This window comes from Mycobacterium sp. 5-140-3-2 (assembly GCF_035666375.1).
Classification (GTDB): domain Bacteria; phylum Actinomycetota; class Actinomycetes; order Mycobacteriales; family Mycobacteriaceae; genus Mycobacterium; species Mycobacterium intracellulare.
Genome location: NZ_CP142025.1, coordinates 4,061,257 through 4,081,563 on the forward strand (window position 1 = coordinate 4,061,257; position 20,307 = coordinate 4,081,563).

20 protein-coding genes are annotated in these 20,307 nt (G+C 70.4%); 13 read left to right on the forward strand and 7 right to left on the reverse strand.

Annotated elements, in window-relative coordinates:
- Positions 1-19: 19 nt before the first annotated feature.
- The 4 genes from P6281_RS18795 to P6281_RS18810 all read right to left on the reverse strand — a co-directional run bounded on the left by P6281_RS18795 (position 20) and on the right by P6281_RS18810 (position 3,836).
- Positions 20-856 carry a lysophospholipid acyltransferase family protein gene (locus P6281_RS18795; protein ID WP_014380748.1) on the reverse strand — a complete coding sequence of 279 codons (837 nt, stop codon included), beginning with the start codon at positions 854-856 and terminating at the stop codon, positions 20-22.
- Positions 853-1,695 (reverse strand): GNAT family N-acetyltransferase, encoded by an 843-nt coding sequence (locus P6281_RS18800; protein WP_202349299.1) that lies wholly within the window; start codon positions 1,693-1,695, stop codon positions 853-855. Before P6281_RS18800 ends, P6281_RS18795 begins: the two co-directional genes overlap by 4 nt.
- A 332-nt stretch (positions 1,696-2,027) precedes the next feature.
- Entirely contained in the window at positions 2,028-2,984 is a 957-nt protein-coding gene (locus tag P6281_RS18805; RefSeq protein ID WP_009955847.1) for an electron transfer flavoprotein subunit alpha/FixB family protein, read from the reverse strand.
- Positions 2,985-3,035: 51 nt separating this feature from the next.
- Positions 3,036-3,836 (reverse strand): electron transfer flavoprotein subunit beta/FixA family protein, encoded by an 801-nt coding sequence (locus tag P6281_RS18810; RefSeq protein ID WP_008259088.1) that lies wholly within the window; start codon positions 3,834-3,836, stop codon positions 3,036-3,038.
- Between the two features lie 229 nt (positions 3,837-4,065).
- Here P6281_RS18810 and P6281_RS18815 point away from each other — a divergent pair, with 229 nt between their 5' ends.
- Genes P6281_RS18815 through P6281_RS18830 form a run of 4 tightly spaced genes read left to right on the forward strand, consistent with a single transcriptional unit; the run spans position 4,066 to position 9,130 of the window.
- Positions 4,066-4,890 carry a class I SAM-dependent methyltransferase gene (locus tag P6281_RS18815; protein WP_014385494.1) on the forward strand — a complete coding sequence of 275 codons (825 nt, stop codon included), beginning with the start codon at positions 4,066-4,068 and terminating at the stop codon, positions 4,888-4,890.
- Entirely contained in the window at positions 4,887-6,467 is a 1,581-nt protein-coding gene (locus tag P6281_RS18820) for a 1,4-alpha-glucan branching protein domain-containing protein (RefSeq protein WP_009955845.1), read from the forward strand. Before P6281_RS18815 ends, P6281_RS18820 begins: the two co-directional genes overlap by 4 nt.
- Positions 6,468-6,480: 13 nt before the next feature.
- Positions 6,481-7,725 (forward strand): glycosyltransferase family 4 protein, encoded by a 1,245-nt coding sequence (locus P6281_RS18825; protein WP_038538750.1) that lies wholly within the window; start codon positions 6,481-6,483, stop codon positions 7,723-7,725.
- Between the two features lie 22 nt (positions 7,726-7,747).
- Positions 7,748-9,130: a TIGR01777 family oxidoreductase gene (locus P6281_RS18830; RefSeq protein WP_014942674.1), complete on the forward strand. Its 1,383-nt coding sequence runs from the start codon at positions 7,748-7,750 to the stop codon at positions 9,128-9,130.
- Here the strand turns inward: P6281_RS18830 and P6281_RS18835 are convergent.
- The 3 genes from P6281_RS18835 to P6281_RS18845 form a co-directional block, all read right to left on the reverse strand.
- The gene (locus P6281_RS18835; protein ID WP_014942675.1) at positions 9,108-10,187 is read right to left on the reverse strand and encodes an NAD-dependent epimerase/dehydratase family protein; all 1,080 of its coding nucleotides are present in this window, start codon (positions 10,185-10,187) and stop codon (positions 9,108-9,110) included. The two genes, P6281_RS18830 and P6281_RS18835, sit on opposite strands and share 23 nt — an antisense overlap.
- 25 nt (positions 10,188-10,212) lie before the next feature.
- Positions 10,213-10,896 carry a phosphodiesterase gene (locus tag P6281_RS18840; RefSeq protein WP_014942676.1) on the reverse strand — a complete coding sequence of 228 codons (684 nt, stop codon included), beginning with the start codon at positions 10,894-10,896 and terminating at the stop codon, positions 10,213-10,215.
- Between the two features lie 69 nt (positions 10,897-10,965).
- Positions 10,966-11,706, reverse strand: a complete 741-nt coding sequence (locus P6281_RS18845; protein ID WP_014380751.1) for an Rv1815 family serine proteinase — start codon at positions 11,704-11,706, stop codon at positions 10,966-10,968.
- A 329-nt stretch (positions 11,707-12,035) separates the two neighbouring features.
- On the opposite strand from P6281_RS18845, the gene P6281_RS18850 reads away from it, so the two are divergent.
- From P6281_RS18850 to P6281_RS18890, 9 genes are all read left to right on the forward strand, one after another.
- On the forward strand, positions 12,036-12,467 hold the full coding sequence (locus P6281_RS18850) for an STAS domain-containing protein (RefSeq protein ID WP_009955839.1): 432 nt from the start codon (positions 12,036-12,038) through the stop codon (positions 12,465-12,467).
- Positions 12,468-12,735: 268 nt separating this feature from the next.
- Complete coding sequence (locus tag P6281_RS18855) at positions 12,736-13,857, forward strand: polyprenyl synthetase family protein (RefSeq protein ID WP_179300674.1); 1,122 nt, start codon at positions 12,736-12,738, stop codon at positions 13,855-13,857.
- Between the two features lie 28 nt (positions 13,858-13,885).
- Positions 13,886-15,406, forward strand: a complete 1,521-nt coding sequence (gene crtI, locus P6281_RS18860; RefSeq protein ID WP_036459377.1) for a phytoene desaturase family protein — start codon at positions 13,886-13,888, stop codon at positions 15,404-15,406.
- Positions 15,403-16,356, forward strand: a complete 954-nt coding sequence (locus P6281_RS18865; protein ID WP_014385498.1) for a phytoene/squalene synthase family protein — start codon at positions 15,403-15,405, stop codon at positions 16,354-16,356. Before crtI ends, P6281_RS18865 begins: the two co-directional genes overlap by 4 nt.
- A complete protein-coding gene (locus P6281_RS18870; protein WP_014385499.1) occupies positions 16,353-16,676 on the forward strand; it encodes a lycopene cyclase domain-containing protein in 324 nt (107 codons plus the stop codon). Before P6281_RS18865 ends, P6281_RS18870 begins: the two co-directional genes overlap by 4 nt.
- Positions 16,673-16,984 (forward strand): lycopene cyclase domain-containing protein, encoded by a 312-nt coding sequence (locus P6281_RS18875; protein WP_009955833.1) that lies wholly within the window; start codon positions 16,673-16,675, stop codon positions 16,982-16,984. Before P6281_RS18870 ends, P6281_RS18875 begins: the two co-directional genes overlap by 4 nt.
- On the forward strand, positions 16,971-17,696 hold the full coding sequence (locus tag P6281_RS18880; protein ID WP_014385500.1) for a class I SAM-dependent methyltransferase: 726 nt from the start codon (positions 16,971-16,973) through the stop codon (positions 17,694-17,696). Before P6281_RS18875 ends, P6281_RS18880 begins: the two co-directional genes overlap by 14 nt.
- Positions 17,693-19,225: an FAD-dependent oxidoreductase gene (locus tag P6281_RS18885; protein ID WP_014385501.1), complete on the forward strand. Its 1,533-nt coding sequence runs from the start codon at positions 17,693-17,695 to the stop codon at positions 19,223-19,225. The genes P6281_RS18880 and P6281_RS18885 overlap by 4 nt, the downstream gene beginning before the upstream one ends.
- Complete coding sequence (locus tag P6281_RS18890; protein WP_036459388.1) at positions 19,222-20,226, forward strand: DUF5914 domain-containing protein; 1,005 nt, start codon at positions 19,222-19,224, stop codon at positions 20,224-20,226. The genes P6281_RS18885 and P6281_RS18890 overlap by 4 nt, the downstream gene beginning before the upstream one ends.
- Positions 20,227-20,307 lie beyond the last annotated feature (81 nt).

A 20,307-nucleotide genomic window follows, 5' to 3' on the forward strand; every position in this document is an offset into this window, starting at 1 on the left:
TACCGGCCCACCGGTGGGCTCAGGCCACCAGCACGCGCCCGTGACCAGCGCCCCGGGCCGTTCCGGCGCCCACCGCCGACTGGCAGCGGCCGGCCAGGGCACGCCGATCGGTCCCCGGGAGCTGCAGCGACTCGACGTGCACCCGCGCCAGCGTGCGGCGCTGCGCGAGCAGCCGGCGGATCGAGCCCAGCAGGGTCTCGTCGCCGACGAAGGCCGGCACCGTCGAGAGGCCGCCATCGATGTGGTGGTAGGTCAGCCGCAGGGGCTGCACCGGCCGTCCGGCATCGATCGCGGCCTGGAACATGGCCGGATAGAACGCCCCGCAGTCGCGACCACACCACGTGGTGCCCTCCGGAAACGCCACCACCGTCTGCCCGGCGCGCAGCCGGTGGGCGACGGCGTCCACCACGCCGGGCAGCCGCCGCAAACTGGACCGCTCGATCGGGATGACCTTGCAGACGCGGGCCACGATCGCGGTCGCCGGCCCGCTGAACATGTCGGCACGGGCGACGAACGACCCGGGCAACACCGAGCCGATCGCGAAGACGTCGAGCCACGACATGTGCGGGCTGACCACCAGCACACCGCGCAGGTTGCGAATCGGGTTGCCCGACACCGCAATCCGGACACCGAAGCAGCGCAGCACCAGCCGGCAATAGATGCGCTGCACGCGGGTGCGGCCCGGCAGTGGCAGGGCCAGCAGCGGCAGCCCCGGCGCGAGCAGCAGCGCCAGCAGCAGGCGAAGCGTGACCCGCAGCGCCACCAGCGGCGGCGGGCAGGCGACCGCGTCGCCGGGGCGCACGCAGCCGGCGCCGCACGAGGCGCGCGGTAGCCAGGAGTGCGCGATGCCGGTCATTTCCCCGCCATCTCCGCGGCGGCCGACACCGAGCGGAGGCGTTTCAGGTATCGGGTGTCGGCGTGCTGTTTGCCCAGCAGCACGCAGAAGTCACCGACACCGAAATCCGGGTCGTGCGCGGGCTCCCCGCACACCCGCGCGCCCAGCCGCAGGTAGCCGCGCAGCAGCGCCGGAACCGAGGGCCGCGCGGGCGCCGGGATGTCGTCGAGCGCGGTCCCGTCGACGACGACGGGGCGGTGTGGCCGCACCCGGTGGTGCGCGGGCGCGCCGTGACGGGCCAGGATGACGTCGCGGACGCCGCGCAGCCGGCTGCCCGGCGGTTGATCGTCGGCCTCGTCGCCGATGGGCACCGACACGCACCCGGTGACGTGGTCGTAGCCGTAGCGGTCGAGGTAAGCCAGGATGCCCGCCCACATCAGCAGCACCACGCCGCCGTTGCGGTGCCCGTCGCGCACCACGGCGCGCCCCATCTCGACCAGGGACGGCCGCAGCGGGTCGAACGCGCGGATGTCGAATTCCGTGGCGGTGTAGAGCCCGCCGGCCGCGATGGCGCCCGCCGGCGCCAGCATGCGGTAGCAGCCCACCAGCTCACCGGTGTTGTCGTCCCGGACCAGCAGGTGGTCGCAGAACTCGTCGAAGCGGTCCTCGTCGCGCCGGTCCGATCCGTGCCCGCCGTCCAGCGGCAGGGCGAAGCCGGGGGTGCTGGTGAAGACGTCATACCGGAGTCGCTGCGCCGCTTCGATCAGGCCGGGATCGGTGGACAGCAACAGCGAGTAGCGCGGCGTGGTCGACGCGCCGCTGAGCTTGTCGGCGGGGATGAGGACAGAAGCGATGCTCATGAGACACAACGTGGCGTAGCCGGTGAGCGGGTCGGCATCGGCGCTGTGACGTGTCGGTGCACGTCAGATGACGAAATGAGACCGAGCCAACCGACGACGCGGGGGCGCCGTCGTCCCATCCGTCACTCGGATCACTGGAAGGCGGGAGGAGCTTTGTGCCCACCTCCGAGCGACAACGACGGCCGCCGTTGCGGTTGTCGCTCGGAGGTGGGCACAACGGCACATCCCCCTGGGCCGGGGACTGGTGGGGCCGGTGTGACGCACCGGACGGGCGTGGCACACAAGAAAGCCCCCGGCGCCGCGGCGCCGGGGGCTCTTCGAGGCCGAGAAGCTCAGCCCTTGCGTGCCTTGATCGCGTCGGTCAGCTGCGGGGCGACCTTGAACAGGTCGCCCACCACGCCGTAGTCGGCGATCTCGAAGATGGGTGCCTCTTCGTCCTTGTTGACCGCGACGATGGTCTTGGACGTCTGCATCCCGGCGCGGTGCTGGATCGCACCGGAGATGCCCAGCGCGATGTAGAGCTGCGGCGAGACCGTCTTACCCGTCTGGCCCACCTGGAACTGGCCCGGGTAGTAGCCGGAGTCGACGGCGGCACGAGACGCGCCGACGGCCGCGCCGAGCGAGTCGGCCAGGGCCTCGACCACGCTGAAGTTCTCCGCGCTGCCCACGCCGCGACCGCCGGAGACCACGATGGTGGCCTCGGACAGCTCGGGGCGGTCACCGGCGACCGCGGGCTCGCGGGCGGTGATCTTGGTGGCGTTCTCGGCGGGGGCCGGGACCTCGACGGTGACCTGCTCGCCGGCTCCGGCGGACGGCTCGGCGTCGACGGCGCCGGCGCGCAGGGTGATCACCGGGGTGTCGCCGTTGGCCTGGGCCTCGACGGTGAACGCGCCACCGAAGATCGAGTGGATGGCCTTGGGGCCCTCCTTGACCTCGACCACGTCGACCAGCAGACCGGAACCGATCCGGGCCGCGAGCCGGCCGGCGATTTCCTTGCCGTCGGCGTTGGCGGCCAGCAGCACGGCCGCGGGCGCGTTCGACTCGGCCAGCGCGGCAAGCACGTCGACCACCGGGGTGATCAGGTACTTGTCCACGTCGTCGGACTCGGCGACGTAGATCTTGGCGGCGCCGGCCTCCTTCAGCCCGTCGGCCAGCGGGGCGGCCGTCCCCGGCGCCCCGACCACGACGGCGGAGGGCTCGCCCAGCGCGCGGGCGGCGGTGATCAATTCGGAGGTGACCTTCTTCAGCGCACCTTCGGCGTGCTCCACGAGCACCAATACTTCAGCCATGGTTATATCGCTCTTCTCGTCTCAGGAATGGTCTTCGATGGGGTGCTCGAATTAGATGATCTTCTGGGCGACCAGGTACTGGGCGACCTGGTTGCCGCCCTCGCCCTCGTCGGTGACCTTCTCACCCGCGGTCTTCGGCGGCTTCGGCGTCGACGACAGCACGGTGGATCCGGCGTTGGCCAGCCCGACCTCGTCGCTTTCGACCCCGATCTCGGCCAAGGTCAGCACCGTGACCTCTTTCTTCTTGGCGGCCATGATGCCCTTGAACGACGGGAAGCGCGGCTCGTTGATCTTCTCGGTGACGCTGACGACCGCGGGCAGCGTGGCCTCGAGGTTGAAGACGCCGTCGTCGGTCTCGCGCTCGCCGGTCACCTTGTCGCCCTCGAGGGAGAGCTTGCGCACGTGGGTGAGCTGCGGCAGGCCCAGGTACTCGGCGATGATGGCCGGGACCGCCCCGCCGGTGCCGTCGGTGGCCTCGTTACCGGCGATCACCAGCTCGGTGCCCTCGATGGTGCCCAGCGCGCGGGCCAGCGCCCACCCGGTCTGCACCACGTCGGAGCCGTGCAGGCCGTCGTCCTTGAGGTGGACGGCCTTGTCGGCGCCCATCGACAGGGCCTTGCGGATCGCTTCGGTGGCGCGCTCGGGACCCGCGGTCAGCACGGTCACCGACCCCTCGACGCCGTCGGCGGCTTCCTTCTCCCGGATCTGCAGGGCCTCTTCTACCGCGCGCTCGTTGATCTCGTCCAGCACCGCGTCGGCGGCCTCGCGGTCCAGCGTGTAATCGCCGTCTGTCAGCTTGCGCTCTGACCAAGTGTCTGGGACCTGCTTAATCAGGACCACGATGTTCGTCATGAGTGTGGTTCGTCCTCCTCGAAGGGGTCCGCAGCGCTCGACTGCGAGACCTCGGTACGCGTTTTTCGCAACGCACAGCCGTGTTACTACCCGGTAACTTTGTGCGGTATGCCTTCACACCATAGCTGGTAGTGCTGCAGGTTCTTGCGGCCCGCCTCCCCCTGCGCGCGCGGGGTTACCCACTTGTGTGGTTCGCGAATCCGACACTTCGCGTTAGCCTGCCTATGCAATGAGCGCACCGGTACCTGACCTCCCCCCGCACACCCCCGGCGTCACCGCGTCGGTGGGCGACGCGGTGATGATGCTGACGGGCGAGCGCACCATCCCGGGTTTGGACATCGAAAACTACTGGTTTCGGCGCCACGAGGTGGTCTACCAGCGGCTTGCCGAGCGCTGCGTGGGCCGCGAGGTGCTCGAGGCGGGCTGCGGCGAGGGATACGGCGCCGACCTGATCGCCGGCGTCGCTCGCCGCGTCATCGCGGTGGACTACGACGAGTCCGCCGTGGCCCACGTCCGCGCCCGCTACCCCCGGGTGGACGTCATGCAGGCCAACCTCGCGCGGCTCCCGCTGCCCGATTCGTCGGTGGACATTGTGGTCAACTTCCAGGTCATCGAGCATCTGTGGGACCAAACACAATTCGTCGCCGAGTGCGCGCGGGTGCTGCGACCGTCGGGGCTGCTGATGATGTCGACGCCCAACCGGATCACCTTCTCGCCCGGGCGCGACACCCCGATCAACCCGTTCCACACCCGCGAACTCAACGCCGACGAGATGGCTGAGCTGCTCATCGCCGGCGGTTTTTCGGACGTGTCGATCAGCGGCCTGTTCCACGGTCCGCGGCTGCAGGAGATGGACGCCCGGCACGGCGGTTCGATCATCGACGCGCAGATCGCGCGCGCGGTAACCGACGCCCCGTGGCCACCCGACCTGGCGGCGGACGTCGCCGCGGTCACCACCGACGACTTCGAACTCGTAGAAAGCGGATCCGGCGCGGCGACCGGCCGGCACATCGACGACAGCCTCGACCTGATCGCAATCGCGGTAGCGCCGTGAACTCGACGCCAGACCGGGTCCCCGGACTGTTCACCCTGGTTTTGCACACCCATCTTCCGTGGCTGGCCCACCACGGCCGCTGGCCGGTCGGTGAGGAATGGCTGTATCAATCCTGGGCGGCGGCCTACCTGCCGCTGATGCGCGTGCTGAACACGCTGGCCGGCGAGGACCGCCAGGGACTGATCACGCTCGGCGTCACGCCGGTGGTGAACGCGCAACTCGACGACCCGTATTGCCTTGGCGGCATGCATCATTGGCTGGCGAACTGGCGGCTGCGCGCAGCCGAGGCGGCCAGTGTGCGGTCGATTCCCCGATCGAAGTCGGCCGGCTATCAGTCGTGCACGCCGGAGGCGTTGCGCGCCTTGGGGATTCGCGAGGAGGCGGAGGCCGAGAACGCCCTTGAGGACTTCGCCACCCTATGGCGGCACGGCGGCAGCGCGCCGCTGCGCGGGTTGCTCGACGCCGGCACGGTGGAGCTGCTCGGCGGGCCGCTGGCCCACCCGTTCCAACCGCTGCTCGCCCCCCGCCTGCGCGAGTTCGCCCTGCGCGAGGGGCTGGCCGACGCCGGGCAGCGGCTGGCGCACACCCCCACCGGCATCTGGGCGCCCGAATGCGCGTACGCGCCCGGGCTCGAACACGACTACGCCGCCGCCGGGGTCACGCACTTCATGGTCGACGGCCCGTCACTGCACGGCGACACTGCGCTGGGCCGGCCCGTCGGCGACACCGACGTGGTGGCGTTCGGGCGCGACCTGCAGGTCAGCTACCGGGTGTGGTCGCCGAAGTCCGGCTACCCCGGGCACGCCGCCTATCGCGATTTCCACACCTATGACCACCTCACCGGGCTCAAGCCGGCCAGGGTCACCGGCCGCAACGTGCCCTCGGAAGGCAAGGCGCCCTACGACCCCGAGCGGGCCGACCACGCCGTCGACATTCACGTCGCCGACTTCGTCGAGACGGTCCGCAACCGCCTGACGAGCGAGTCCGCGCGCATCGGGCGGCCCGCGCATGTGATCGCCGCCTTCGACACCGAGCTGTTCGGCCACTGGTGGTACGAGGGCCCGACCTGGTTGGAGCGGGTGCTGCGCGCCCTGCCCGAGGCCGGCGTGCGGGTGGGCACCCTGACCGACGCGATCGCCGACGGCTTCGTCGGTAGCCCGGTGGCCCTGCCGCCCAGCTCGTGGGGTTCGGGCAAGGACTGGCAGGTGTGGGCCGGCGACCAGGTCGCCGACCTGGTGCAGCTCAACAACGAAGTGGTCGACACCGCGCTGAGCACCGTCGACAAGGCGCTGTCCCAAACCGCGACGCTGGACGGGCCCATCCCCCGCGACCACGTCGCCGACCAGATCCTGCGCGAAACCTTGCTGACGGTCTCCAGCGACTGGCCGTTCATGGTGAGCAAGGATTCGGCCGCCGACTACGCCCGCTACCGCGCCCACCTGCACGCGCACGCCACCCGTGAGATCGCGGGGGCGCTGGCGTCCGGGCGGCGCGACACCGCGCAGCGCCTGGCGGAGGGGTGGAACCGCGCGGACGGACTCTTCGGCGCCCTCGACGCCCGCAGGTTGCCCCGATGAGGTGGACCACGAAGTGAAGATCCTGATGGTGTCGTGGGAGTACCCGCCGGTGGTCGTCGGCGGGCTCGGCCGGCACGTCCACCACCTGTCCACCGCGCTGGCGGCCGCAGGTCACGACGTCGTGGTGCTGTCACGCCGACCCACCGGGACCGATCCCCGCAGCCATCCGTCGTCCGACCAGATCAGCGAGGGTGTTCGGGTGATCGCGGCCGCGCAGGATCCGCACGAGTTCACCTTCGGCACCGACATGATGGCCTGGACGCTCGCGATGGGGCATTCCATGGTCCGCGCCGGGCTGAGCCTGAAGAAACCCGGCAGCAGCCACGCGTGGCGGCCCGACGTCGTGCACGCCCACGACTGGCTGGTGGCCCATCCGGCGATCGCGCTGGCCCAATTCTATGACGTGCCAATGGTTTCCACGATCCACGCGACCGAGGCCGGTCGGCATTCCGGCTGGGTCAGCGGCGCGCTCAGCCGTCAGGTGCACGCGGTCGAGTCCTGGCTGGTGCGCGAATCCGATTCGCTGATCACCTGTTCGGGGTCGATGGCCGACGAGATCACCGAACTGTTCGGTCCGGGGCTGGCCGAGATCACCGTGATCTGCAACGGCATCGAGACGGCGCGGTGGCCGTTCGCGGCGCGGCGGCCGCGCACGGGGCCGGCCGAACTGCTTTACCTGGGGCGGCTGGAGTACGAAAAGGGGGTGCACGACGTCATCGCCGCGCTCCCGCGGGTCAGGCGCACCCACCCGGGCACCACGCTGACCATCGCCGGCGAGGGCACCCAGCAGGGCTGGCTCATCGAGCAAGCCCGTAAACACCGGGTGCTCAAGGCGATTCGGTTCGTCGGGCACCTCGAGCACGCGGAGCTGTTGGCCGTACTGCATCGCGCCGACGCCGCGGTGTTGCCCAGCCACTACGAGCCGTTCGGCATCGTGGCGCTCGAGGCGGCCGCGGCCGGCACTCCCCTGGTGACGTCGAACATCGGCGGGCTGGGCGAGGCGGTGATCGACGGTCGGACCGGCGTATCGTGCCCGCCCCGCGACGTGACCCGGCTGGCCGCGGCGATTCGCACCGTCCTCGACGATCCGCGCGCCGCGCAACAACGCGCCCGGGCCGCCCGCGAACGCCTCACGTCCGACTTCGATTGGCATACGGTGGCCGACAAGACCGCGCAGGTCTATCTGTCGGCCAAGCGCGGCGAGCGGCAGCCGCAGGCGCGGCTCCCCATCGTCGAACACGCCTTGCCGGACCGGTAGCGAGCTTTCTAACGTTTCAGGCATGGGCCTGGACTATTCGAGCGTGGTGCACGCGCCGATCACGGACGTCTTCGATTGGCATGCCAGGCCGGGTGCCTTCCACCGCCTCTCGCCGCCGTGGCAGCCGATGCGCCTCATCGCCGAGGCATCCTCGCTCGAGGACGGGCGGGCGACGCTGGCGCTGCCCGGCGGCCTGCGCTGGGTCGCCGTGCATCAGCCGGACGGCTACGATCCCCCGCGCCGGTTCGTCGACGCCCTCGGTGGTGACGGCCTGGCCACGCTTCCGGCGCGAATGGCGTTGCGCTGGCGCCACACCCACGAGTTCGTAGACATCGGCGATGACCGCACCCGGGTGATCGACCGGGTCGAGACCGCGGTGCCGGGATCGCTGTTGCGGCCCATGTTCGACTACCGGCACCGCCAGCTGGCCGACGACTTGGCTGCCCACCGGGTGGCCGCCGAGAACGGTCTGAAGCGATCGACGATCGCCGTCACCGGATCGTCGGGGCTGGTCGGTTCGGCGCTGACGGCGTTTCTGCGCACCGGCGGGCACCGGGTCATCCGGCTGGTCAGGCGCGACGCACGCGACACCGACGAACGGCGTTGGGACCCCGCGGATCCCGACCCGCAGCTGTTGGCCGGCGTCGACGCGGTCATCCATCTGGCTGGCGCCTCCATCGCCGGACGGTTCACCGACAAGCACCGGGATGCCATCCGGGACAGCAGGATTGGGCCCACCCGGCGCCTCGCCGAACTCTTGGCCCGCACCGACCCCCGGCCCGCCGCGCTGATCTCGGCGTCAGCGGTCGGCTATTACGGATACGACCGCGGCGACGACACGCTGAGCGAGGACAGCGACCGTGGGGAGGGATTCCTGGCCGACGTGGTGGCCGACTGGGAGGAGGCGACCGCACCCGCGCAGGAGGCGGGGCTGCGGGTGGTGCGGGTGCGCACCGGCATCGTCCAGTCACCGCGCGGCGGCACGCTGAGGCTGATGCGTCCGCTGTTCGCCGCCGGGCTCGGGGGGCGGCTGGGCGACGGCAGGCAATGGCTGTCCTGGATCGGAATCGACGACCTGGTCGATGTGTATCACCGCGCGCTGTGGGACGCGGCGCTGTCGGGGCCCGTGAATGCCGTTGCGCCGCAACCCGTCCGCAACGCGGAGTACACGTCGACCCTGGCGGCGGTGCTGCATCGGCCGGCCGTGTTGCCGGTGCCGTCGCTGGGGCCTCGCCTCCTGCTCGGGGGGCAGGGCGCCCGCGAACTGGCCTGCGCGAGCCAGCGGGTGGCACCCCGCAAGCTCGTCGCGGCCGGGCACCGGTTCCGTCAACCCGACCTGACCCAGGCGCTGCGTCACCTGTTGGGCCGCGGGCAGTCAACGGTTAGGGCACCCGGCGGACGGTGAGCGGGCCTTCGTGAAGGTCGCGGCTGATGGCCTCGGCGCACGAACGCGCACGAAGGACGGGGCTCTGGGTTCCCCAGGTATGCAAGAACCCGTCGACCAGGTCGGCCAGCGCAGCCTCGGAACTCCACCGCGGCGACCATCCGAGAACGTTACGCGCGCGGTCGGTGCCCAGCAGCGGCAACGAAAACGCCATGTCCAGCCAGCCACGATCGAGGGGTTGCAACCTGGCCCGCCACGACGCCGCCACCAGCAGCCCCAGTAGCGGGGAGGCCACGTGAATCGGGCGTGCCCGCAACGCCTTTGCGATGTCATCGCGGCCGACCGGCGGTTCGGCGGCCAGGTTGAAGGGCCCGAGTGCGCGGCGCTCGATCGCCTTGACGCACGCGTCGGCGACGTCGTCGGCGTGCACGATGGACACGCTCAGCGAGCGGTCCAGCGGTAGCAGCGGCAACCAGCGCACCCAACGCGGGTCCACGTAGGCGGGCAGGGTGTAGCGCCGCAGACCCAACGCGGCGTCGCGCTGCAGGATGAAACCGGGCCTCATCCGGGTGATTCCGACCCCGTCGGGGTTGTGCCGCTCGTAGCCGTCGAGCATGTGCTCCACCGCGGATTTCGCCCTGCTGTACGCGGAGGATGGTATGCCCGCGGTCGAGAAGGTCTCGTCGACCTTCTGCCCGTATCGCCCGGCGGCGTAGGTCCCCACCGACGACATGTGCAGCAGGTGCGGCACTTTCGCGTTGTGTGCCGCGCTCAATACCGCCGCGCTGCCGTTGACCCCGACCGCGTCCAAATAACGCCTGTTGCGGGTGGGCTGGAAACCCCACGCCAGATGGACCACGCACGCGGCCCCGCGGAAGACCTTGAGCAGCTCGAGCTCCACGCCCGGGTCGGCCAGGTCCAGCTCGTGCCAGTGGGCGGACCGGTACACGTCGTCCGAAGGCGGTCGCCTCCGGCTGATTCCGACGATCTCATAGTCCGAGTCGTCGGCGGTGAGCCGGCGCAGTAAGGCGGTGCCGACGTTGCCGCTGGCCCCGGTGATCACGATGCGCTTGGGCACCGGCTACCCCCTTTCCTACGCCCGGCTACTCATCGGCATCCCTGCCGTCACGGCTCTGCCGATACGCGCGGGCGCGCAGGTCGGCGAGCCACCGCGGGTGCAGGCTCAGGCCCGGCGCGGTGTTGACGACGGGATCGAACGACACGTCGCGATGCTGTTCGTCGTCGACGACCGCGGTCAGCGTCAAGCGGCCCACCGGGGTGAAATGCCCTCTGCCGCAGGCTTGGTCGAGCGCGATCTCGATATTGCCGTGTTCGAGACGGTTGCGGACGCTGGCCAGCGACAAGCCGAGGCCGTCGATGTCGCTCGGGGTGCGGGCCCGCAGCCACCAATTGTGGTTCTGATAGTGCAACGGCATCAGGGTGGTCAGTGTCTGTCCGTTCCACGACGCGGTCGGCCGCAGCGCCACCGCCCGGGACAGCACCCCCGACCCGGCGGACACGAGCAAGATGTCCCACGGCTTTCCCGCCGGCTCCGGGGGCGTCAACCGGAAAGCCAGGCCGACGAAGTCGGGCAGCGCGCCCGGTGTGCCGCTGGCCTTGGATACCCGGGCAACGATCTCCGACGAGGGGATCGGCAAGCCCTGACCCGCCGGGGCGATGCGTTCGATGAAGCCCCTCGCCAGCACCCCGCTCGGATGAAAGATCCGTTTGCCCCGGATCGCGGAGCCCCACTGGAAGGGCAGCGCCACAAGATCGAAAACATTCACCGGCGGCGGATTCCCGTTCTGTGTCGGGGGAAACACGCCGCGCGACGTCCCTGGGTGACGACGGGACGGCTACGGCGCCGCCACAGCGCGAGCGGCGGTGCGCCAGTTGATCATGCGCAGAGCGGGCAGCTGTTGTTGCCCGCTGTAGGAGTGGCTGTCGATGTAGACCTGCGCCATGACCGCCTGCCACGACTCGAACTGGGGTGAGGCCCTCCACATGCCCTCGTAGAGCCCCACGATGACGGCCTTGTTGTCGTCGGTCAGCGCGTAGACCGGCCCGCCGAAGTCGCGACCGTCCACGACCATGTCGGGGATGGCGAAACGGCCGTTGGTGACCGTGCCGACCGGCCCGCAGCGCTGCCCGGTCGAGCGGCGCAGCTGACACACGGGCAGGCCCGGCTGCGCGCGCAGCCCGGGCGTCGACCGCAACTGCCGGCCCGTGGGCAACACGTCCGAGGCCGTGACATTGCCTGCAAGAGCGATGACTTCGTATTCGACCGGCAGCATCGACGTGTCCGCAGCCGAGTCCGTGTCGACCTGCCTACGGCCGAGGACCACATCGCCGATCGGCTTGCGGTCACGGTCGGTCACCATCGACTGCCCACCGTCGCATTGCCCGCTGGTCAGCGCGACCCGCAGCCGCGGCTCGACCATTCCGAGCATGCATACCGTGTTGCCCTGACGAATCTCCATTCCCGGAAACACCGTGATCCCCGGGTCGGCGCCAGCCCATCCCGGTGCGCCGATAAACATCATGATGGCAGCGGGCGCAAGCGCTAACCGGCACCAGCGGCGGCCGAGCTTTTCCATTGGGCCGCACCACCCCTCGCGTCCGTCCGTCAAGGGATTCGTCGCGTTTGTTACGTGGCCCGCGTATACCCCGCGGTTACGCCGCCAAACACGCATTCACCACCGGGTTCATCGGCGTCGTTGCTCACCGTCCAGAAAACGAAACTTTGCTACCGCGCGACGGCGGGGACGCTAGGCTGCTGTCAGGTTGAGTTCACAGCTGCGTCTTTAGCGGGAGCGGTGTGCAAACACTGGTCACTCCCTTCTCACCACAATCGATAGGCGCTTCAATGGCTGCTCTTCACTCCGCGGATTCGGCGGACCAACAACATCCCACACGCGGCCGCCACATGGCCCAATTCGCCAGGGCGCACGTGTTCGTCTATGCGCGCTGCCTCGCCACGGTGGTGCGCGTCGACGGCGAGATCGATGCCGCGAATGCGAGAGACCTCACCGAAGCCATCCGCGGCTTCGCCCGGCTCAAGACCCCGGTGGTCCTCGATTTGAGCCGACTGCGCTTCCTCAGCGTCGAGGGCTTTCGGGCGCTGCTGTTCGTCAACGACGAGCTCCGTAAAGCCCGCGTGCACTGCAGCGTGGTCACCGGCAAGGCGATCCGGCCGCTGCTGCGGATCGTGCACGACAACGGGTTGGCGACCACCGACTCGGTACCGGAGGCCTTTCAAACCATCGAAGACATCCTTGCGGCGCGACGGCGTTTCGTCTCCGAACTCGCCCGCCCGAGACAGCCGCGTAGCCGGGTCCCCCGCAGCGCCGCGTCGTGACCCCGATGGGGGTTAAAACACCGCACGGGTTGGCGTTTCGGCTCCGTGCTCGGTTTCGGGCCCAGCGTGACTCGGCAAACACGGATCACCTTCATCAAGTGAATGTTTAAGTTATTGAACAACGTGGTATCTCCCACCGGGCGGCGCGGGGCGGGGCCTGGCGGCTCGTGCCGTGGTTTGCCCGCCTCGTCGGCGGGTATGACCGCGTGTGCCGGGCCAGCGCAGGCCCGGCCATTCCCAGCCGTCCGGGAGGGAGCGCTTGGGCACCATGGGAGCTTTGTCGTTTTCGCCCGCGGGCGCATCACCGCCCGTGACGGGCTCCTCGGGCGGTGACGACTTCGGCGAGTGGCGGTCGGAGGTCCGGCGGAGGGTTTTGGTCGAGGTCGCCGAGTTCGTCGCGCAGCGACGCGCCGCCGACCTGGACGGGGCGGGCATCGAAGCGGTCGGCGACATCCTGGCCGACTTCGTCTCCGGCGGTAAATGCCTGCGGTCGACGTTCGTGTACCTGGGGTGGCTGTGCGGCGCGCCGGCCGACCCCGCGGCGTTGCGGGCCGCGGCGAGCTTTGAGTTGGTGCACGCCTTCGCGCTGCTGCAAGACGACGTCATGGACGGCTCCGACGTGCGGCGCGGCCGCCCGTCGGCGCACCGGCAATTCGGGCGGTGGCACCGGGAACGCGGATTGCCCGGCGCCTCACGGCGATTCGGCGAGTCCGCGGCCATCCTGCTCGGAGATCTGTGCCTGATCTGGGCCGAACAAATGCTGCGGGACAGCGGAATCGATCCCCGGCGGCTGCAATTGGCGTGGCCGCGCTACGACGCGATGCGCACCGAGCTCGCCGTGGGACAGTTCGCCGACCTGATCAACGACGCGCGGCAGGCGCCCGGGCTGGAATTCGTTCTCGATGTGGCACGGCGCAAATCGGGCAACTACACCGTGCGCCGACCCCTGGAGATCGGGGCGGCCATGGCCGGCTGCGGCGCTCACACGCTGTGCCAACTGGGCCGCTACGGCCGCGCCGTCGGCGAGGCGTTTCAGCTCCGCGACGACGTGCTCGGCGTCTTCGGTTCACCCGCGGTAACGGGTAAAGCCAGCGCGATAGACCTGCTCGAGCGCAAGGCAACCAGCGTCGTGGTGGCCGCCCACCAGCTGGCCGATCCCGCGACCCGCCGTGAACTCACCGAGCTGGCGAATCGTGAAGCCCTCGGGCGTGACGCGATCGACAGGTGGAAGGCGCTGATCATCGGGACCGGGGCCGTGGGGCTGATCGAAGAGATGATCGGCGACCGCGTCGCGTCCGCGCGCGCCCACCTCGGGGACCTGCCGATCGAGGAGCCCGTTCGCATCGCGCTGGCCGAAATGGCGGCGGCTTGTACGGATCGCGCCGTATGACCGGTACCGAGTCGGGAGCGCGTTGACCATGCGGACCATCGACGGACGCACCGATCACGTCGTGGTGGTCGGCGCCGGCCTGGCCGGCCTGTCCGCGGCGCTGCACCTGGCCGGGCGGGGGCGCGCGGTCACCGTGGTGGAACGTGAGCCATGGCCGGGCGGGCGGGCCGGGCGCCTCGACATCGACGGGTACCGGATCGACACCGGGCCAACGGTGCTCACGATGCCGGACATCATCGACGAGACCTTCGCGGCCGTCGGCGAGACAAGGTCCAACCGGCTGGAGCTGTCGCCGGTTGATCCCGCCTACCGCGCCGTGTTCGCCGACGGCAGCGCGCTCGATGTGCACAGTGACGCAGACCGGATGGCCGACGCAATCGCCGACTTCGCCGGTTCCGGGCAGGCGGCGGGCTACCGGCGGCTGCGCACGTGGCTGACCAGGTTGTACCGCACCGAATTCGACGGGTTCATCGGTGCCAATTTCGATTCCCCGCTCTCGCTGCTCACGCCGCGGCTGGCGCAGCTGACGGCGATCGGCGGCTTCCGCAGGTGGGATCGCATGGTCAAGCGGCACATCAGCGATGAGCGACTGCAGCGGATCTTCACCTTCCAGTCGCTGTACGCCGGGGTGGCGCCGCGCGACGCCCTGGCGGTCTACGCGGTCATCGCCTACATGGACACCATCGCGGGCGTGGTGTTCCCGCGGGGCGGCGTGCGCGCGCTGCCCGACGCGCTGGCCGCGGCGGCCACCGACGCCGGCGTCCAATTCCGTTACGGCGCAACCGTTACGGCCCTCGAACAATCCGGCGGCCGGGTCAGGGCCGTACTCACCGAACAGGCCGGGCGCATCTCGTGCGACGCGATCGTGCTGACCACCGAACTGCCCCAGACCTACGCGCTGCTGGGCCGCACACCCCGCCGCGCCGTGCGGTTGCGGGCCTCCCCGTCGGCGGTGGTGGCGCACCTGGGTTGCCCCGCGGTCGCTCGCGACACGGCCCACCACACCATCCTGTTCGGCGAGGCATGGGATCAGACCTTCACCGACATCATCCGCGACGGCCGGTTGATGACCGATCCGTCGTTGCTGGTGACCCGCCCGACGGCCGGCGACCCGGCGCTGGCTCCCGAGGGCCGCGATCTGCTCTACGTCCTGGCCCCCGCGCCGAACCTGGAGCGCGGCACCATCGATTGGTCGCGGGCCGGCGCCGCCTACGCCGAGGGCCTCGTCGCACACGTCGCGGACCGGTTGCTCCCCGGATTGCGGGAGGACGCAACGGTTCTCGACGTCGTCACACCCGCCGACTGGGCCCGTCAGGGCATGGCGGCCGGCAGCCCCTTCGCGCTGGCCCACACGTTCGGTCAGACCGGGCCGTTCCGGCCGGCCAACATGGTGCGCGGCATCGACAACGCGGTGCTCGCCGGTTCCTCCACGGTGCCCGGCGTCGGCGTGCCGACCACCCTGATTTCCGGGCGGCTCGCCGCGGACCGCATCACCGGGGCCGCCACGAGGGCCATCGCCGTCCTCGACACGAAAGCCGGTTTGCCATGATGCGCAGCGAATTGGCCGCGGCCGGAATCGACGATCCGCGGCTGCGCGAGGGATACCGCCAGTGCCGGGAACTCAATGCCGCCCATGGCCGCACCTTCTTCCTGGCGACCCGGCTGCTCGCGCCCGACCAACGGCCGCCCGTGCACGCGCTGTACGGCTTCGCCCGCTACGCCGACGACATCCTCGACGATCTCGATCCGCGGCTGGACCCTTGCAGTCGTGGCAGGCGGCTGCAGCAACTGTCCGAGCGCTTCTTCTCCGACGGCGCCCACCTCGACGATCCGTTGGTGGCGGCGGTGACGCACACCGCACGGCGCTACCGGATCAGCGCCGGGCTCTTCGAGGACTTCCTGAACTCGATGCGGATGGATCTCACGGTCACCGACTATCCCGACCGCGCAGCGCTCAACCTCTACATGCGGGGCTCCGCGGAAGCCATTGGGCTGCAGGTACTCCCGATCCTGGGAACCGTGACGCCGATGGAGGAGGCCGCGCCGTATGCCGCGGCGCTGGGCCGGGCCTTCCAGCTCACCAACTTCCTGCGCGATGTCGACGAAGATCTGGTGCGCGGCCGGGTCTACCTGCCGACCGACGAACTCGCGGCCGACGGCGTGGATCGGGAGCTGTTGACGTGGTGTCATGCGCATCGCCGCACCGACCCCCGGGTGCGCCGCGCCCTGGCCGCGCAGCACGAAATCGCGCGTCAGACTTACCGATTCGCCGCGGCGGGGATCGCCACGCTGGCGCGTCGCTCACGGCCGTGCGTGGCAACCGCGGCCGCCCTGTACGCCGAGATCCTGGACTGCATCGAAAGAAGCGAGTTCGCGGTGTTCGACCACCGGGCCACCGTGGGCCGGGCTCGACGGCTTCGGGTCGCCGGTGCGGGACTGATACGGTCGTGGCGGGCGCGAAATCGCGAGCGGGACGATCTCAACTCGGGGGCCGCATGAGCGATCGGTGGCAATACCTTGTGGTCCTGGCCGCATGCCTGCTGATCACGGCGCCGCTGGAGGCGTTGGGCCCCGGCGTCTACCGACAGTGGCGACGCTTCCTCAAGGCGGTGCTGCCGGTCGCCGCGGTGTTCCTGATCTGGGATGAGATCGCCGTCGCCGCGCGCGTGTGGACCTACGACGGCGCGTACCTCAGCGGCCTGAGCATCCCGTTTCGGGTGCCGATCGAAGAGGTGCTGTTCTTTCTCGTCATTCCGACATGCGCGCTGCTGACCTACAACGCAGTGGGCGCCATCCTGGCAAGGGTGCACCGGCGGTGAGCGGTCTCGGCTACACCCTGCCCGCCGCGCTGGCGGTATTGGCCGTCTGCGCACTGGAATTGGCGGTGCTGCGCACCGGGCTGTTTCGCCGGCCGGCCTACTGGCTGTCGATGGTGATCGTCCTGGGATTCCAGATCCCGGTCGACGGATGGCTGACAAAGCTCAGCTCGCCCATCGTCAGCTACGACGATCGGCAGCTGAGCGGGCTGCGCTTCCCGTTCGACATTCCGGTCGAAGACTTTCTGTTCGGTTTCGCGTTGGTCACCGCGGTGCTGCTGCTGTGGGAACGGCAACATGCGCGTCGGTGATGCGGGCCCCGCCCCCGCCGACCTGGCAGCCGCGTTCGACGCGGGTGCCGCGGCCTACGACCGGCTGGTCGGCGCCAGCCCGGGCTACCACGCGCAACTGCTGCTGTCGGCGCGCCGGATGCGGATTCCGGCCCGCGGCAAGGGCTTACGGCTGCTCGACGCCGGCTGCGGGACGGGCGCCTCGACGGCCGCACTGCTCGCCGTCGCGCCCCACGCCGACATCGTCGCCGTGGACGCGTCGCGCGGAATGCTCGACGCGGCGCGCGCGAAGGACTGGCCCGCCACGGTGCGCTTCGTCCACACCCCCGTCGAACAATTGGCGGAGCACGGGATCACCGGGCCCTTCGACGCCATCCTGGCCGCGTACCTGATCCGCAACGTCGCCGACCGCGACGACCAACTGCGCAATTTCCGCACACTGTTGCGCCCCGGCGGCACCCTGGCAGTGCACGAGTATTCGGTGCGCGACTCCCGGGCCGCCACCCGCATCTGGCACGCGGTCTGCTGGGGCATCATCATCCCGTCCGGGTGGTGGCGCACCCGCGACACCGCGCTGTATCGCTACCTGTGGCGTAGCGTGCTCGCATTCGACGGCGCCGCGCGGTTCCGGACCCGCCTCGCCGACGCCGGCTTCACCGCCGTGCACAGCGAGACGATGCCCGGCTGGGAAGCCAACATCGTGCACACCTTCCTGGCGGACGCGCCGTCATGACCGCGCACGCCGACCGTCGCCGCCGAACATTGCCCGCACCAACGGGATTGCCGGACGCCGGCGCGCTGCCGTCGCGGCCCCGGGTCGCCGTCGTCGGCGGCGGGATCGCCGGACTGGCCGCCGCCACCGGACTCGCCGAGCGCGGCGTCGCGGTCGAGGTCATCGAACGCGAACCCTACCTCGGCGGTCGGGTCGGCGGCTGGACCGAGCGCGACGGCGGCGTCGACCTCGCGATGAACCGCGGCTTCCACGCGTTCTTCCGGCAGTACTACAACCTGCGCGCCCTGCTGGCCCGGATCGACCCGCGATTGCGGATGCTGACTCCCGTCGAGGATTACCCGCTCATCGACGGCGCGGGGCGGCGCGACAGCTTCCGCGGGCTGCCGCGCACCCCGCCGTGGAACGCCGTCGCCTTCGCCGCGCGCAGCCCGACGTTCCGCCTTCGCGACTTCACCCGCATCGATGCCCGCGCCGCCGCGCCGCTGGCCGCGGTGTCGGTGCCGGGCACCTACGAGCGCCTCGACCACATCGACGCCGCGGCGTTCCTCGAAAACATCCGATTCCCCGAGGCCGCACGGCATCTGGCGTTCGAGGTGTTCTCCCGCAGCTTCTTCGCCGACCCCGCCAAGCTGTCCGCGGCCGAGTTGGCGACCATGTTCCACATCTACTTCCTGGGATCGGCCGAGGGGCTGATCTTCGACGTCCCGTGCGCGAACTACGACAGCGCGCTGTGGCAGCCGTTGTGCGGCTACCTCGAGGGGCGCGGGGTGCGGTTTCGGCTCGGCACCGCCGCCCTGGGCATCGAGGGGGATTCGGCGGGGCGCTTTCGCGTGCACACCGATTCCGGCGAGCGGCTCGACGTCGACGCGGTGGTGCTGGCCACCGACGTCGCGGGCCTGCAGCGGATCGTGGCGGGATCGAGCGGCCTTGGCACCGATGACTGGCGGGCCCGGATCTCGCGGCTGCGCACCGCGCCGCCGTTCGCCGTGCATCGGTTCTGGCTCGATCGCCCCGTCTCGGCGCGGCGCCCGGCGTTTCTGGGCACGGCCGGGTACAAGCCGCTGGACAACATCAGCGTGCTGGAACGCTACGAACGCGAAGCCCGCGCGTGGGCGTGCGCGCATCAGGGTTCGGTGGTCGAATTGCATTCCTACGCATTGGATTCGGCGCCGTCGCGCGCCGCCGCGCTCCGCCGGCTGCACGCGGTGTACCCGGAAACGGCGGCGGCACACATCGTTCACGAGAGGCTGCTGCACCGCAGCGACTGCCCGCTTTTCGCGCCGGGCACCTATACGGACCGCCCCGCGGTGATCACCCCGACACCGGGCCTGGTGTTGGCCGGCGACGCCATCCGGATCGACCTGCCGGTGGCGCTGATGGAGCGCGCCGCCACCACTGGGTGGTGCGCCGCGAACCAACTGCTGAAACGCTGGGGACTGGCCGGACACCCGTTGTCCACGGTGCCCACCCGGGGCCGTTCACCACTGCTGCGATGGCTTGCCACCCGCGAGGGAGCCGCCCGGCGATGAAGATCCGCGACCAGCTGCAAAGCCTGCGGGCGTGGCCCAAAGATTGGCCCCTGCAGGTGATCCCGCGTGTGTCGTGGGCCGATCAGCGCCCGACCTATCGCGATGCACAACCCGCCGTCATCGACGCCGCGCTGCGCCGCTCACAGCATCGCCCCACCGGCAACTGGTACGCGTTCGCCGCCAGCCGGCAGGTGGTCGGCGGGCGGCCGTTCGGCGCGCTCGTCGCCGGCGTCGAGGTCGTCGCCTGGCGCGACGAGCAGCACCGCCTGTGCGTGGGACCGCGCAGTTGCCCGCACCTGGGGGCCGACCTCGCCACCGGCACGGTGCACCGCGGCACGCTGGTGTGCCGGTGGCACGGGCTGACCCTGGACGGGCGCGCCCGCGAATTCGGTTGGAGCCCATTGCCCGGTCACGACGACGGCACCCTGGTCTGGGTGCGGCTCGATGCGGTCGGACGGGAGCCGCCGCTGGAGCTTCCGGTGATTCCGGACCGGCCGACCGGCGACACCCTGGCCGCAGTCGCCCGCATGGAGGGCGTCTGCGAGCCGATCGACGTCATCGCCAACCGGCTCGATCCGTGGCATGGCGCCTGGTTTCACCCGTACTCGTTCACCCGCCTCGAGGTGCTCACCACACCGACCGAACACGCCGACCGCTTCTTGGTGGCCGTGACGTTCCGGATGGGACGCCTGGGGGTGCCGGTCGTCGCGGAGTTCAGCTGCCCGGAGGCCCGCACCATCGTCATGCGCATCGTGGACGGGGAGGGGGCGGGCAGCGTCGTCGAAACCCACGCCACCCCAATCGGTTTGGGCCCCGATGGCCGCCCCCGCACCGCCGTCCTGGAAGCCACCATCGCGCACTCGGGGCGGCCCGGGTTCAAGCGGGCATCCCGGGTGGCGCCGCTGATCACGCCGCTCATGCGCTTCGCGTCGAGCAGGCTCTGGCGCGACGACCTCGCCTACGCCGAGCGTCGTTACCAGGTACGCGCCGCACGCGGATGACCCACAGCGGTGCGCATGCAAGAATCGTCGGATCAGTTCCGCACCCGAGTCCGCCTCGGCCGTCACGAGGCACTACGCAGT

Coding starts and splice junctions, on each gene's coding strand:
- P6281_RS18865 (WP_014385498.1), top strand. CDS start 15,403: ATGATGCGCAGCGAATTGGCCGCGGCCGGAATCGACGATCCGCGGCTG.
- P6281_RS18830 (WP_014942674.1), top strand. CDS start 7,748: ATGGGCCTGGACTATTCGAGCGTGGTGCACGCGCCGATCACGGACGTC.
- P6281_RS18855 (WP_179300674.1), top strand. CDS start 12,736: ATGGGAGCTTTGTCGTTTTCGCCCGCGGGCGCATCACCGCCCGTGACG.
- P6281_RS18815 (WP_014385494.1), top strand. CDS start 4,066: ATGAGCGCACCGGTACCTGACCTCCCCCCGCACACCCCCGGCGTCACC.
- P6281_RS18810 (WP_008259088.1), bottom strand. CDS start 3,836: ATGACGAACATCGTGGTCCTGATTAAGCAGGTCCCAGACACTTGGTCA.
- P6281_RS18890 (WP_036459388.1), top strand. CDS start 19,222: ATGAAGATCCGCGACCAGCTGCAAAGCCTGCGGGCGTGGCCCAAAGAT.
- P6281_RS18795 (WP_014380748.1), bottom strand. CDS start 856: ATGACCGGCATCGCGCACTCCTGGCTACCGCGCGCCTCGTGCGGCGCC.
- crtI (WP_036459377.1), top strand. CDS start 13,886: ATGCGGACCATCGACGGACGCACCGATCACGTCGTGGTGGTCGGCGCC.
- P6281_RS18870 (WP_014385499.1), top strand. CDS start 16,353: ATGAGCGATCGGTGGCAATACCTTGTGGTCCTGGCCGCATGCCTGCTG.
- P6281_RS18800 (WP_202349299.1), bottom strand. CDS start 1,695: ATGAGCATCGCTTCTGTCCTCATCCCCGCCGACAAGCTCAGCGGCGCG.
- P6281_RS18885 (WP_014385501.1), top strand. CDS start 17,693: ATGACCGCGCACGCCGACCGTCGCCGCCGAACATTGCCCGCACCAACG.
- P6281_RS18805 (WP_009955847.1), bottom strand. CDS start 2,984: ATGGCTGAAGTATTGGTGCTCGTGGAGCACGCCGAAGGTGCGCTGAAG.
- P6281_RS18880 (WP_014385500.1), top strand. CDS start 16,971: ATGCGCGTCGGTGATGCGGGCCCCGCCCCCGCCGACCTGGCAGCCGCG.
- P6281_RS18845 (WP_014380751.1), bottom strand. CDS start 11,706: ATGGAAAAGCTCGGCCGCCGCTGGTGCCGGTTAGCGCTTGCGCCCGCT.
- P6281_RS18850 (WP_009955839.1), top strand. CDS start 12,036: ATGGCCCAATTCGCCAGGGCGCACGTGTTCGTCTATGCGCGCTGCCTC.